Origin of the sequence: Fusobacterium perfoetens ATCC 29250 (assembly GCF_000622245.1) — a bacterium.
Taxonomy (GTDB): Bacteria; Fusobacteriota; Fusobacteriia; order Fusobacteriales; family Fusobacteriaceae; genus Fusobacterium_B; species Fusobacterium_B perfoetens.
The window spans coordinates 1-14,256 of record NZ_JHXW01000003.1; the positions used below are offsets into that span (position 1 = coordinate 1).

General features: G+C 26.7%; 10 protein-coding genes. 2 read left to right on the forward strand and 8 right to left on the reverse strand.

Going from position 1 to position 14,256, the window contains the following annotated elements; translation table 11 throughout:
- The first annotated feature begins 13 nt into the window (after window positions 1-13).
- Window positions 14-1,198 carry an elongation factor Tu gene (gene tuf / locus T364_RS0100005; protein ID WP_027127718.1) on the forward strand — a complete coding sequence of 395 codons (1,185 nt, stop codon included), beginning with the start codon at window positions 14-16 and terminating at the stop codon, window positions 1,196-1,198.
- A 305-nt stretch (window positions 1,199-1,503) separates the two neighbouring features.
- On the opposite strand, the gene nfo is transcribed toward tuf, so the two are convergent.
- The 3 genes from nfo to pepF form a co-directional block, all read right to left on the reverse strand.
- Window positions 1,504-2,361: a deoxyribonuclease IV gene (gene nfo, locus T364_RS0100010; RefSeq protein ID WP_027127719.1), complete on the reverse strand. Its 858-nt coding sequence runs from the start codon at window positions 2,359-2,361 to the stop codon at window positions 1,504-1,506.
- 120 nt (window positions 2,362-2,481) lie between these two features.
- Complete coding sequence (locus T364_RS0100015) at window positions 2,482-3,861, reverse strand: MATE family efflux transporter (RefSeq protein WP_027127720.1); 1,380 nt, start codon at window positions 3,859-3,861, stop codon at window positions 2,482-2,484.
- Between the two features lie 60 nt (window positions 3,862-3,921).
- The gene (gene pepF, locus T364_RS0100020) at window positions 3,922-5,727 is read right to left on the reverse strand and encodes an oligoendopeptidase F (RefSeq protein ID WP_425402500.1); all 1,806 of its coding nucleotides are present in this window, start codon (window positions 5,725-5,727) and stop codon (window positions 3,922-3,924) included.
- 324 nt (window positions 5,728-6,051) lie between these two features.
- Here pepF and T364_RS0100030 point away from each other — a divergent pair, with 324 nt between their 5' ends.
- Window positions 6,052-7,413 (forward strand): MATE family efflux transporter, encoded by a 1,362-nt coding sequence (locus T364_RS0100030; RefSeq protein ID WP_027127722.1) that lies wholly within the window; start codon window positions 6,052-6,054, stop codon window positions 7,411-7,413.
- 42 nt (window positions 7,414-7,455) lie between these two features.
- Here T364_RS0100030 and argS read toward each other — a convergent pair whose 3' ends face one another.
- The 5 genes from argS to secG all read right to left on the reverse strand — a co-directional run bounded on the left by argS (window position 7,456) and on the right by secG (window position 14,112).
- Entirely contained in the window at window positions 7,456-9,168 is a 1,713-nt protein-coding gene (gene argS / locus T364_RS0100035) for an arginine--tRNA ligase (RefSeq protein WP_027127723.1), read from the reverse strand.
- Window positions 9,169-9,527: 359 nt separating this feature from the next.
- On the reverse strand, window positions 9,528-11,300 hold the full coding sequence (gene aspS, locus T364_RS0100040) for an aspartate--tRNA ligase (protein ID WP_027127724.1): 1,773 nt from the start codon (window positions 11,298-11,300) through the stop codon (window positions 9,528-9,530).
- A gap of 20 nt (window positions 11,301-11,320) precedes the next feature.
- Complete coding sequence (gene hisS, locus T364_RS0100045) at window positions 11,321-12,562, reverse strand: histidine--tRNA ligase (protein ID WP_027127725.1); 1,242 nt, start codon at window positions 12,560-12,562, stop codon at window positions 11,321-11,323.
- A gap of 27 nt (window positions 12,563-12,589) precedes the next feature.
- Window positions 12,590-13,825: a replication-associated recombination protein A gene (locus tag T364_RS0100050; RefSeq protein ID WP_027127726.1), complete on the reverse strand. Its 1,236-nt coding sequence runs from the start codon at window positions 13,823-13,825 to the stop codon at window positions 12,590-12,592.
- 56 nt (window positions 13,826-13,881) lie between these two features.
- The gene (gene secG / locus T364_RS0100055; RefSeq protein WP_027127727.1) at window positions 13,882-14,112 is read right to left on the reverse strand and encodes a preprotein translocase subunit SecG; all 231 of its coding nucleotides are present in this window, start codon (window positions 14,110-14,112) and stop codon (window positions 13,882-13,884) included.
- Between the last annotated feature and the right edge of the window lie 144 nt (window positions 14,113-14,256).

A 14,256-nucleotide genomic window follows, 5' to 3' on the forward strand; every position in this document is an offset into this window, starting at 1 on the left:
TTAGGAGGAAAAAATGGCAAAAGAAAAATTTGACAGAAGCAAACCCCATGTAAACATTGGTACAATAGGACACGTTGACCATGGAAAAACAACAACAACAGCAGCAATATCAAAAGTATTATCAGACAGAGGACTAGCTGAAAGAGTAGACTTTGATAAAATCGACGTTGCTCCAGAAGAAAGAGAAAGAGGAATAACTATCAATACAGCTCACATAGAGTATACAACAGAAAAAAGACACTATGCACACGTTGACTGTCCAGGACATGCTGACTATGTAAAAAACATGATTACAGGAGCAGCTCAAATGGACGGAGCAATCCTAGTTGTATCAGCAGCTGATGGACCAATGCCTCAAACAAGAGAACACATACTATTATCAAGACAAGTTGGAGTACCATACATCGTAGTATACTTAAATAAAGCAGATATGGTTGATGACGAAGAATTATTAGAATTAGTAGAAATGGAAGTAAGAGAATTATTAACTGAATATGGATTCCCAGGAGATGAAGTACCAGTAATAGTTGGATCATCATTAGGAGCATTAAACGGAGAACAAAAATGGGTAGATCAAATAATGGCATTAATGGATGCAGTAGATAGCTACATTCCAGCGCCAGAAAGAACAATAGACAAACCATTCTTAATGCCAATCGAAGACGTATTCACAATAACAGGAAGAGGAACTGTTGTAACAGGAAGAGTAGAAAGAGGAATCATTAAAGTTGGAGAAGAAGTAGAAATAATCGGAATCAAACCAACAGCAAAAACAACAGTAACTGGAGTAGAAATGTTCAGAAAACTTCTTGATCAAGGAGAAGCAGGAGATAACATTGGAGCATTATTAAGAGGAACTAAGAAAGAAGAAGTAGAAAGAGGACAAGTATTAGCAAAACCAGGAACAATAACTCCACATACAGAATTTAAAGGAGAAATCTACGTATTAACAAAAGAAGAAGGAGGAAGACATACTCCATTCTTTACAGGATATAGACCACAATTCTACTTCAGAACAACAGATATAACAGGAGCAGTAAACTTACCAGAAGGAGTAGAAATGGTAATGCCAGGAGACAACATCACAGTAACAGTAAACTTAATTCACCCAATCGCAATGGAACCAGGATTAAGATTCGCAATCAGAGAAGGTGGAAGAACAGTAGCATCAGGAGTTGTTTCAGAAATCATCAAATAATAATAAAAATTATTAGAGATAAAAAAGGACTAAAGAAATTTAGTTCTTTTTTTATTTTTAAATTAATAATCTTTATTTTCTTTAATACTTTTTTATTAAAAAAATTTCATTAATTTATTTTTAAATTATTCAATAACTACTAATTTAGTAAAATATTTTGAATAAATTTTATTTTCAATTAATAATAAAAAAGGTACAATAAAAGTTGTACCTCTTATACATAGAAAATAATTAAAATTACTATTAATATAACAAACAGAGTAAAGATATAAAATTAAATATAGATTTTTTATTTATATTAATAATTAATCTTCTATTAAGCTATATAAATATTCGATTTCTTGTTTCCATATATTACTATCAATAGTTTCTAAAATGATAGGAATATTATCAAATCTTTTATCATTCATAAATCTAATAAAAAATTCTTTTCCCAATTTTCCTTTTCCAATGCTTTCATGTCTATCTTTTTTAGAACCTGTATCAAACATAGCATCATTAAGATGAATACCTTTTAAATATTTAAAGCCAATATGTTTTTCAAATTCTTTTATTGTTTTTTCATACCCGATTTTATCTTTTAGTTCATATCCTGAGGCTAAAGCATGACATGTATCAATACAAACTCCTATTCTTTTTTTATCTTTAATTTGTGATATAATCTTAGATAACTCTTCAAAATTACTACCAATATTTGTTCCTTGTCCAGCTGTATTTTCTAAAACTACAATAATATTAGGGATAATTTCATGAGCTTTATTTATAGAATCAGCAATTAAAGAAATACATTCATCTATAGAGATTTCATTTAAATGACTCCCAGGATGAATATTTATATATTTTAATCCTAATAGATTACATCTTTCCATTTCATCTATAAAAGAGTCTAAAGATTTTTTTCTTTTTTCTTCATCAGGATTACCTAAATTTTGAAGATAACTATTATGTGGTAAAATATGATTAACAGATATTCCAGAAATTTTTAATAACTCTTTAAATTTTTTTATTTCTTCTTCTTCTAATGGTTTAGAATCCCATCTTCTTTGATTTTTAGTAAAAAGAGCAAAAGCTCTAGCCCCAATATTTCTAGCATTAATAAAGGCATTAGAAACTCCTCCTTGGGTAGAAACATGTGCACCTATAAATTTATTAATTTTTTCCATTTTTCCTCCTTTTACATATTATAACACATTTAAAACTTTATTATAATTTTTAATAAAATAAAAAGGAATATTAAAAATTATATTGTTATATTAACAATTTTTAATAATTCCTTTATTAAATTAATCTAGATTTTTATGTTTATTGTCAAATTCTTCTAATTCTTTTAAATGAACAAGTTCTCTTTTTACTAAAATAAATGTTAATAGTGTTGCTATAAAATCTGATGTTGGAGCTGCAAACCAAATTCCATTAAGTCCAAATAGAGAAGATAAAATTAATATACATGGAATTAAAACAATAATTTGTCTTGAAAGTCCAATAAACATACTCATTTTAGGTTTTCCAATAGCTTGGAAATATATAGAAGAAACTATTTGGAAACCTACAATAGGGAGCATAAAAGTCTGTATTTTAAGACCTTTAGCAGCAATATTAATAAGGTTTTTTTCTTGTGTAAATATAAAAATAAAATATTTAGAGAAAAATTGAATTGTTATAAAATTTAATAAACAAATTATAGTAGCGGCAAAAATTCCTTTAAATAATGCTTCTTTAACTCTAGGAAAAAGTCTAGCCCCATAGTTATAACCTAAAATTGGAAGAAGTCCTTGATTTATTCCAAAAAGAGGCATAGTAATAAACATTATAATTCCTTGAATAATAGCCATAGCACCAATAGCAATATCTCCACCATGAATTTTTAAAGTAGTATTAAATATATAATTGACTAAACTAATTCCTATCTGTAATGAAAAAGAAGCGCCTCCCATAATACAAATACTTTTTACTTTTGAGAAAGGTAATTTTATATTTTCTCTTTTTAATTTTAGACCACTGTATTTTGATAAGAAATAAGAAGTAGCCCAAATAGCAGAAATATATTGAGAAATAATTGTAGCCCAAGCAGCTCCTTTAACTCCCATATCAAAATAGAAAATAAATATAGGGTCTAAAATAATATTTGTGATAGCACCAATAAGAAGAGTAGCCATAGCCATTTTAGGATTTCCATCAGAACGAATAATAGTATTAGTAATATATCCAATTAGGTTACCAGGAAATCCAAATGCAACAATATAAAGATAATCTTTGGCATATTTAAAAGTTTTTTCACTACCACCAAGTAAATTTATTAAATCATCAATAAAGAAAATTACAAAAATAGCAGAAATAATAGAAATAATAATTCCTAAAGCAAAAGCTGTTCCTAAGTATCTTTCAGCCTTTAAAAGTTTTTTCTTTCCTAAATTTAAAGATATATTAGTAGCTCCTCCAAGTCCAATAAGAAGAGCAAAAGAAAAAATAAATAAAGTAATAGGAAATGTAATTCCAACACCAGCTATAGCTAAGTGTCCTACTTCCCTAATATTTCCGATATATATTCTATCTACAACGTTATATAGAGCATTTACTAACATTCCTATAATAGCTGGAATAGAAAAGTGAAGAAGAAGTTTGGTGATTTTTTCATTTCCCATAAATTGATGTTTTGCGTCCATTAAAATCCTCCTAAAACAATTAATTTGACACAATATTTTTCCCAACTAAAATACATAATTTTATTTATTTAATTCTTTTTCTAATAAAATAATTAATTTTTCCATTTCTAAAGCAACAGATTTAAAATTTTCTTTATCTTCTAAATTAACACCTGCTTTCTTTAATTGATTAATAGGAAAATCATTTCCTCCAGATTTTAAAAGTTCTAAATAATTTTCTTGATATTTCTCTTTTTCAGATTCAGATGAATTAAAAATTTTATCATATAATTTAGATGAAGCTGAAAAACTTGTAGCATATTGATAAACATAATAAGGAGAGTTAAAGAAATGAGGAATTCTTGCCCAAACTATTTTTTGTAAATCATCAATAATAAGTTCATCTCCAAAATATTCTTTAAATAATTTACTCATTATATTATCTAAAGTTTCAGAAGTTATTGGAGTACCATTTTCTACTAATTTATAAGCTTCATATTCATAATTAGCAAAAAGACTTTGTAAATAATAAGTTCCAACAATATTTCCTATAGCTTCTTCTATTAAAGCAATTCTTTCATTTTTATCAGTTGTTGTATTTAACATATAATCTAACAAAAGTTTTTCATTAAATGTAGAAGCAACTTCTGCAACAAAGATAGTATAATCATGAGTAGAATAAGGTTGATTTTTAGTAGAGTACATGCTATGAAGAGTATGTCCTAATTCATGAGCTAAAGTGAATACTGAATCTAAAGTTCCGTTAAAATTTAAAAGCATATATGGATGAACATCATAGATATTTAAAGAATAAGCTCCACTTCTTTTGTTAGGAGTTTCAAAGACATCTAACCATCCTTCACTTATAGCAGTCTTTAGATTATTATAATAATCTTTTCCTAAAGGTTTTACAGAATTTAAAACAATTTCTTTAGCTTCTTCATAAGTAAAAGTCCTTTTATAATCAACAATTTTAATTTGGTTATCATAATAGTGATATTCGGAAATATTAAGATATTTTTTTCTAAGTTTTAAATATTTTTTTAGTGGTTGAGAGTTTTCTTTAGCAGAATTAATAAGATTAATATATACATTTGTAGGAATATTATCAGGTTCTAAAGCTTTTTCTAAAGTAGAATTATAATTTTTAGCTTTCATATTGGCAACATCTCTTAAGATTTGTCCTCTATAAATAGCAGCATAGGTATTTTTGTTTATAAAATAGGAATTATAATGTGCTTCAAAGGCTTTTTTTCTATCTTCTTGATTTTTATAGTTTTCTAATATTTTTGAGTATACAGCATTACTAACTTTAAATTTTTCTCCAGTAGAAAGCTCTATCTCATTCCATTTAATATCAGAAATAGAAAGTTCGTCATAAACTTCATTTATACTTCCCATATATTGAGAAAAATATGATAAAAGTTTTTCTTTATCTTTATCTAATACATGTTGCTTTAATCTATAAAGTTCATTTAAATTGAATTTATGATTGTGTAATTCTTTATTTTCTTCAATCCATTTATCCATAATTTCTTTAGGAATTTCTAATATTTTAGGAGTAATCCAAGATGAAGATACACTATATTCAGCATAAATATGTTCAATAGTTTGCATTTTTTCAGCAGCTGTAACATCTTTTGAATTTAAATCTCTAAGCATATATGGATAAAGATAAAGTTTATCCATAAGTCTACTTATTTTTTCTTCTAATTTTAAAAGTTTTATAAATTTCTTAGAATCTGTAGTAATGTTATTTTCAAAAGTTGGAATTTCTTTTATTAACTCAGTTAAAAGTTTTAAATCATTATCCCATTCATTCCAATTTTTATAAATATCTGATAGATTCCATTTATATTTAGTTTCAATATTATCTCTAGATGATATTATTTCCATAAAAATTTTCTCCTTTTTAAAGTAAAGTTTTTAATAATATTATACAATTTTAAAAATTATAAATCAAGAAAAACAATTTTTAATTAATATTTTTTACGATAATGTGATATAATCTTTTAGTATAAGAATAAGTATCAAAGGAGAAAAAATGGAGAATATTTTATTGTGTTTAGGTGCTTTGATTTGTTTATGGATTTTTTGGAAAGTTACAAAAATAATGTTAAAAATTTTCTTTATATTGACATTTATAGGGATAATTTATTTTTATTTTTTTAATGGACAAATTGTATAAGATAGAAATTAAAGGAGATTAAAATGGAAGAATTAGATGAAAGAGAAATTAGTGAAAAAAATAAAAAAACACTTAATATGACAGAGGGAAGTATTGTAAAAATACTTTTATTATTTTCAATTCCTTTAATTTTAGGAAATTTATTACAACAAACTTATAATACAGTTGATTCAATTATAGTTGGAAACTATGTAGGAAGTAATGCTTTAGCAGCAGTAGGGTCAAGTGCAATTATAATTAACTTACTAATAGGATTTAGTCAAGGAATATCTGTAGGAGCAGGTGTAATTATATCTCAGGCAATAGGAGCTAAAGATAATAAAAGAATAAATTTATCTGTACATACAGCTATAATGATAGCAATTTTATTAGGAATAATTTTATCAATAGTAGGGTTTATTTTTACTCCACAAATTTTAAAGTGGATGAAAACTCCAGAAGAAATATTTAAAGATTCAGTTGTTTATTTAAGATTATTTTCTTTAGGATTAGTTTTTAGTATAGTTTATAATATGGAAGCTGGAATTTTAAATGCTGTTGGAAATTCAAAATGTTCTTTACTTTATTTAGGAGTAGCTTCAGTAACTAATATATTTTTAGATTTATTATTTGTTAGAGGTCTTAATATGGGGATAAAAGGAGTTGCAATAGCTACAAATATCAGTCAATTTATTTCCTGTATGTTAGCTTTAGTATTTTTATTAAAAATAGATGATAGTTATAAAGTATATTTAAATAAAATAAAAATAAATAAAAAAATAGCTTTAAATATGATTAGAGTAGGTTTCCCAACAGGAATACAAAGTACAGTAATTTCATTTTCAAATGTTTTAATTCAAAGTAGTATAAATGTATTTGGTCCAAGTATTATAGCAGGATTTGGAATATATTTAAAAATAGACGGCTTTAATGTTTTACCTATTTTAAGTTTAAGCATGGCTAGTACAACATTTACAGGACAAAATTATGGTGCTAGAAGAAAAGATAGGGTAAAAAAAGGTATGTGGATAACTCTTGGAATGGGAATTATTTATTCTATTATAATAGGAATTTTACTTCTTATATTTTCTCGTCCACTTGTAGAACTTTTTACAAATGATGAAAAAATAATACAGGCAGGGATTTCAGCTATGAAATATTTTTGTCCATTTTATTTTATACTTTCAATGTTACATTCATTAGCAGGAACAGTAAGAGGTGTTGGAAAAACTATGCCACCTATGTTGATTTTACTTTTTTCAATGTGTATTTTTAGAATCTTTTGGATTAATTTTATTTTACCATTAGATAATACAATAAATAATATATTAATTTTGTACCCTATCACTTGGACAATAGGACTTATATTAATGACTTTATATACATGGAGAGCAAAATGGATATAAAAAAAGCTGAGAATTTTTCTCAGCTTTTTTATTAAGATTATTTTACATTCTATTTACTGTTTTAATACCTAATAAGTTAAGTCCTTCTTTTAAAGTTTTTGCAACTCTATCTATAAGAAGTAATCTTGAATAAAGAATATTATCTTCTTGATTTAAGATAGGACATGAATTATAGAAAGTATTGAATTTTTTAGCAAGTTCAAATAAATAATCAGTAAGAAGATTTGGTTTATATGCTTCTCCAGCTTTTAGAGCCATTGTAGGGAATAAAGTTAAATATGTAGAAAGGGGTCTTTCGTTTTTATCAATAATTTGAATTTCTTTATTTTCATCTAAAGCTTTACCAAGTTCTTCTGCTTTTCTAAGTATAGATTGAATTCTTGCATAAGAGTATTGTAAATAAGGAGCTGTATTTCCTTCAAAACTTAAAATTTTATCCCATTCAAATATAATAGGACTTTGTCTATTTTGAGAAAGGTCAGCATATTTAATAGCTCCAATTCCAACTACTTCAGCTATATTATCTTTTTCTTCGTCAGAAAGTGATGAATTTTTTTCCTCAATAATTTCTAATGCTTTTTTCTTTCCTTCATCAAGAAGTTGTTCTAATCTGATGACATTTCCTTTTCTTGTAGAAAATACTCCATCAGCAAATCTCATAATTCCAAACCAAATATGAACTTTTTCTATATCCCAACCAAGCATTTCAGTTATTTTAAAGAATTGTTTAAAATGGTCTTGTTGTCTTTCATCAGTTAAATAAATTATTTTATTAACATTATAATTTTCTTTTCTAAATTTTATAGTAGCGATATCAGATGTAGAGTAAAGGAAAGCTCCATCTTTCTTTTGTACTATACAAGGGTGAAGATTTTCTTTTTCATCAAAGAATACAACTTTTGCCCCTTGGTCTTCTACAGCTAATCCTTTTTCAACTAACTCATCAATAACTTTTGGCATAATTGGATGATAGAAAGATTCTCCATAGTAAGTATCAAAATGAACATCCATTCTTTCATATAATTTATTATATTCTTCAAGAGAAACTTTTATAAATTCTTGCCAAAGTTTATAATTTTCTTCATCACCATCTTGAAGTTTTTTTAGTTCTTCTCTTGCAATATCTTCAAGTTCTGGATTTTTTTCACTTTCTTTTGTAAATTCTACATAAACTCTTTCAAGTTCTTCAATAGGATTTTTTTGGTAAGCATCTTTATCTAACCATTTGTGGTAACCAACTATAAGTTTTCCAAATTGAGTTCCCCAATCTCCTATATGGTTATCAGCAACAGTATGATACCCTAAGAAATTACATAATCTTTTAACAGAATCTCCTATAATAGTTGATCTTAAATGGCCGATGTGCATTCTTTTGGCTATATTAGGTGAAGAATAATCTATGATTATATCACCATCAGTGTTTAATTCTGTAAACTGATATTTTTCAGTTGTCATTTTTCTTACATATTCAGATACATAAGAATTTTTTAAAAATATATTTATAAATCCAGGACCAGCTATTTCTAATTTTTCAATAATATCATTTTCAGGAATATTATTAACTAAATCCTCAGCTATTTTTCTAGGATTTCCACCAATAATTTTAGAATTCATCATAGCAAAATTACTTTGGAAATCTCCAAACTTTTCATTAGTTGCTATTGTAATTTCTATTGGTTTTAACTCTTTGTTAGGAAATGCTTTTTCTATAGCATTTTTTAAAATTCTTTCTATATACTTTTCTATTCTTAACATAGGCTTCTCCATAAAATAATTTAATAAATAAAAAAGAGGACTAAGTCCTCAATCAGAATGAACACCGATCTACCGTCTCCCCCTCTGTTTTGGTCGCCATAAAAATAAGTGGTAGTTATTTGCTAGATGCATACAGGGTCCGTAAAACAAAGGTTTTCGTGACTTATCTGAGTTACTTCTAACAGGGACAACCCCAGTAGCGACCATAGGCCCAAAACATCAGAGAATAACGCGTAGACCAGAAATTTTCTATTCTTTGATTGAATTATATCACATTTTAACTGTAAATGCAATATTAACTTTTCAAAAATAAATTTTTTAAATTGAAATTAGTTATAAACTATTGAAAAATATACAAATTATTTTTCTTCCTTGAAAGTAGAAACTATAAATAATTCATCTAATTGTTCTTTTTCAACAATATTTGGAGCTTCAGTCATTAAACATTGACCTTTATTTGTTTTAGGGAAAGGAATAACATCTCTTATAGAGTTTTCTCCTAACATTACCATTAACCATCTATCTATTCCAAAAGCTAGTCCTCCATGAGGTGGTGCTCCATATTTAAATGCGTCAATAAAGAATCCAAATTTTTCACGAGCTTGTTCTTGAGTAAGTCCTAATTTTTCAAAAACTTTTTCTTGAACTTGAGGATTGTGAATTCTAATACTTCCACCACCAATTTCATTTCCATTTAGAACCAAATCATAAGTATTAGTTCTTATATCCATATCTCCCTCAAAGAATCTTGGCATATCTTCTTCCATTATAGATGTAAATGGATGGTGTTCAGCTTTATATCTTTGTTCTTCATCATCATATTCAAACATAGGGAAGTGAACAACCCATAAAAATTTAAATTCATTTTTATCATAAAGATTTAATTCTTTTCCTATTCTTAATCTTAAAGCTCCTAAAGCAGCACGAACTACTTTTACTTTATCAGCTACAATTAAGATTACATCTCCTTCATTAGCTTCAACTTTTTCAATTATAGCTTTCATTTCTTCTTCAGTTAAAAATTTAGCTATTGGAGAATTAATTCCACCTTTAGTAAGTTTTATATAAGCTAATCCTTTAGCTCCAAAATATCTTTTTACATATTCTTGATAATCATCAAGAATTTTTCTTGAAAATTTATCAGCTACTTGAGGAGCTACAATAGCTTTAACGATTCCACCATCAGCTATTGTAGAACTAAATGCTTTAAAACCACAGTTAGCAACGATTTCAGAAATATCTTTTAATTCTACTCCAAATCTAGTATCTGGTTTATCAGAACCAAATCTATCCATAGCATCTTTCCATTCCATTCTTGGGAAATCATAATTTGCTTCTTGTCCTGTTACTTGTTTAAATACTCTTTTTGCTAATCCTTCAATTTCAGTAATAACATCTTCTAGTTCAACAAAAGACATTTCAATGTCAAGTTGAGTAAATTCAGGTTGTCTGTCAGCTCTTAAATCTTCATCTCTAAAACATTTAGCAATTTGGAAATATTTTTCAACACCAGCTATCATTAAAAGTTGTTTAAATAATTGAGGTGATTGAGGTAAAGCATAGAATTGTCCTCCATTAGTTCTACTAGGAACTAAGAAGTCTCTAGCTCCTTCAGGAGTAGATTTTGTTAATAAAGGAGTATCTACATCCAAAAATCCTTTTTCATCCATATAATTTCTAATAGACATAATCATTCTATGTCTTTTTTTCAAATTATTTATCATTTGTTCTCTTCTTAAATCTAGATATCTATATTTAAGTCTTATATTTTCACTTAATCCTTCATCTGTCATTTGGAAAGGTAAAGTATCACAAGAGTTTAAGATATCAATAGAAGTAGCAAATACTTCTATTTCTCCAGTGGGGATATTAACATTTTTACTATATCTTTCTCTTACTTCTCCTTCTATTCTAATAACAGATTCTGTTTTTAATTTTTGAGCTTTATCAACAACTTCTTGACTAGCTACATCAGTATCAAAAACAATTTGAGTTATTCCTTCTCTATCTCTTAGGTCTACAAAAGTAAGTCCTCCAAGGTCTCTTTTAGTAGCAACCCAACCAGATAAAATAACTTTTTCACCGATATTATTTTTCCTTAGTTCGCCTAAGTTATGATTTCTATATATCATTTTAAGTCTCCTTTAAGAATTTATTTTTTTAATTTTTTTATTAATTCTTCAATTGTTAATTCTTCTTGAGTTCTAGCATTAAAATCTTTTAAAACTACAATATTTTTAGCCATTTCATCTTCACCAATAATTATTGTATAATTAACATTTAATTTATCAGCTTTTTTCATATGACTTTTCATACCTTTAGAGTTAAAATCAATAGCTACTTTTAGTCCTTCTTTTCTTAAAATATTAGTTAATTTCATAGCAAAATCACAAGTATTTTCACCAAGCCAAGCTACATATATATCAGTTTCTTTAGAAGGAATAGTATCCATAAGCATCATAATTCTTTCAATTCCTGCAGCAAATCCAAAAGCTGGAGTTTCTCTATCACCTAATTGTTTTAGAAGATTATCATATCTTCCACCTCCAAGGACAGTTCCTTGAGCTCCAAGTTTGTTAGTTACTATTTCAAATACTGTACTTGAATAATAATCTAATCCTCTAACTAATTTTGGATTTTCAACAAATGGAATACCAAATAAAGTTAAATATTTTTTCACAGTTTCATAATGATTTCTTTCAGCTTCAGATAAAGAATCTATTATACTAGGAGTATTTTCAGTATATTTTTTACAAGTTTCTACTTTACAATCTAATACTCTTAGAGGGTTTGTTTCTAGTCTTCTTTTACAATCTTCACATAAATGTTCTTTAACAGGCTCTAAATAGTTTAATAAAGCTTGTCTATATTTTTGACGAGATTCATTTTCGCCAACAGAGTTAATATTAACTTCAAGGTCAGTTATTCCTAATTTTTCAAGTAAGTGATAGCTCATAGCTATAACTTCAGCATCAAGAATAGGAGAAGCCTCACCTAAAACTTCAACACCAACTTGATTAAATTCTCTTTGTCTTCCAGCTTGAGGTCTTTCATATCTAAACATAGATCCCATATAGAAAAATTTTGAAATATCTTCTTTTGCATAAATTTTATTTTCTAAATAAGCTCTTACAACAGAGGCAGTTCCTTCAGGTCTTAAAGTAATACTTCTTTCTCCTCTATCAAGAAAAGTATACATCTCTTTTTCTACTACATCTGTAGCTTCTCCTATTCCTCTTTTAAAAAGGTCTGTTTCCTCAAAAATAGGAGTTTTTATATAAGAGTATCCATATGCAGAAAATAAATCTTCAGCAATTCTGTGAATATGAGAATATTTTGCAGCTGTTTCTTCAATAATGTCTTTAGTTCCTCTTACTGCTTTAATTAATTTCATTAAATCTCCTCCAATTTATTTTAATTTTTATTTTTTCCAAAGTCTATCTAATTTATCTTTAATTTGAATTTCAAATTTATTATTTCCAGGTTTATAATATTTTTTACTTGTATTTTTTCTATAATTTTGTTTAACAAAATTTCCTTCATAATCATGAGGATATTTATATCCAACAGCTCTATCAGAAATATGAAGAGGGACTTCTTGCATATCCCCATTTTTAATATCTTCTAAAACTTCGTTAATACTATTATAACATGAATTGCTTTTACTTGAAATAGCTAAATAAATAACAGCATGAGCTAAAATTATTCTAATTTCAGGCATTCCTATTTTTTCACTAGCTGTATAAGCTGATGTAGCTATAACTAAAGCTTCTGGATTAGCCATTCCAATATCTTCACTGGCTGAAATGACAAGTCTTCTAGCTATATATCTAGGGTCTTCACCACCATATAAAAGTCTACCCATCCAATAAACAGCTGAATCAGGGTCACTTCCTCTAATACTTTTTATCATAGCAGAAATAATATTGTATTTATCTTCTTCTTTGTGATAAGAAACTTTTCGTTTAGAAAAAAGTTTTTCTATATCTTCTAAATTTCCACTTTCAGAATTATTAAAAAATAATTCTAAATAATTTAGAGCTATTCTACAATCTCCCTGTGAAATATCTAAAATAATATTTTTTATATTACTTGGCAAAATTTTATTATAATATTTTTCCCCTTTTATTAAAATTTTTTCTATATCTTTTCTTTCAAGAGGTTTGAATTCAAAAATGAGACATCTTGATAAAAGGGCATTATTAAGATTGTGATATGGATTTTCAGTAGTAGCTCCAATAAGAATTAATATTCCTGACTCTGTATAAGATAGCAAAGCATCTTGTTGCATTTTATTAAATCTATGAATTTCATCAAGAAATAAAACTGTTTTTTTATTATATAATTCTATAGATTTTTTTGCTTTTTCAACAATCTCTCTTAAATCATTTAGAGAAGCGATAGTAGCATTTAAGTTTTCTATGTTACAATTAAGTTCATTAGAAATTATTTCTCCTAAAGAACTTTTTCCGCAACCAGGTGGACCATATAAAATCATATTACTAATTTTTCCACTTTTTATTATTTTATTTAAAAGTTTTCCTTCTCCAAGTAATTCTTCTTGGCCTATAAATTCCTCTAGAGTCTTAGGTCTCAATTTTAGAGCAAGAGGTTTTATATCATGATAATTATTTTGAAAAAGAGTTGGAGTTTCCATTCATCCTCCTTAAAATAATAAAAAGATGTGTTGTAATGAACACATCTTAAATTGTTTTATTTTGCTGAGTATAGGTATAATAATAATGCTGTTATAATAAATAAAGTTGCAATTATTTTTGTAGCTTTAGCTAAAGGACCACCATCCTTAGAAAGACCAAATACTGTATTAGCACTTCCCATTCCCATACTACCAGACATTCCACGACTCCTATCAGGTTGGATAAGAACAAGGATTATTAATACTAAGGCAAATATAAATAGTAAAACTGTTAATATACTTTCCATTTTTCCTCCATAAAAAATCCTTTTTTAAAATAAAGAATTTTAATAATATTCTATTGAATATTATAATATAAAATGAAAAAAAATACAAAGAAAATTTTATAGAAGTTATAAAATAATTTAAGAAAAAACAAGGAAGAATAATCT

Excerpts from the sequence above, each read along its gene's own strand:
- aspS (WP_027127724.1), bottom strand. The coding sequence starts at position 11,300 with ATGATATATAGAAATCATAACTTAGGCGAACTAAGGAAAAATAATATC.
- nfo (WP_027127719.1), bottom strand. The coding sequence starts at position 2,361 with ATGGAAAAAATTAATAAATTTATAGGTGCACATGTTTCTACCCAAGGA.
- argS (WP_027127723.1), bottom strand. The coding sequence starts at position 9,168 with ATGTTAAGAATAGAAAAGTATATAGAAAGAATTTTAAAAAATGCTATA.
- T364_RS0100030 (WP_027127722.1), top strand. The coding sequence starts at position 6,052 with ATGGAAGAATTAGATGAAAGAGAAATTAGTGAAAAAAATAAAAAAACA.
- T364_RS0100050 (WP_027127726.1), bottom strand. The coding sequence starts at position 13,825 with ATGGAAACTCCAACTCTTTTTCAAAATAATTATCATGATATAAAACCT.
- tuf (WP_027127718.1), top strand. The coding sequence starts at position 14 with ATGGCAAAAGAAAAATTTGACAGAAGCAAACCCCATGTAAACATTGGT.
- hisS (WP_027127725.1), bottom strand. The coding sequence starts at position 12,562 with ATGAAATTAATTAAAGCAGTAAGAGGAACTAAAGACATTATTGAAGAA.
- secG (WP_027127727.1), bottom strand. The coding sequence starts at position 14,112 with ATGGAAAGTATATTAACAGTTTTACTATTTATATTTGCCTTAGTATTA.
- T364_RS0100015 (WP_027127720.1), bottom strand. The coding sequence starts at position 3,861 with ATGGACGCAAAACATCAATTTATGGGAAATGAAAAAATCACCAAACTT.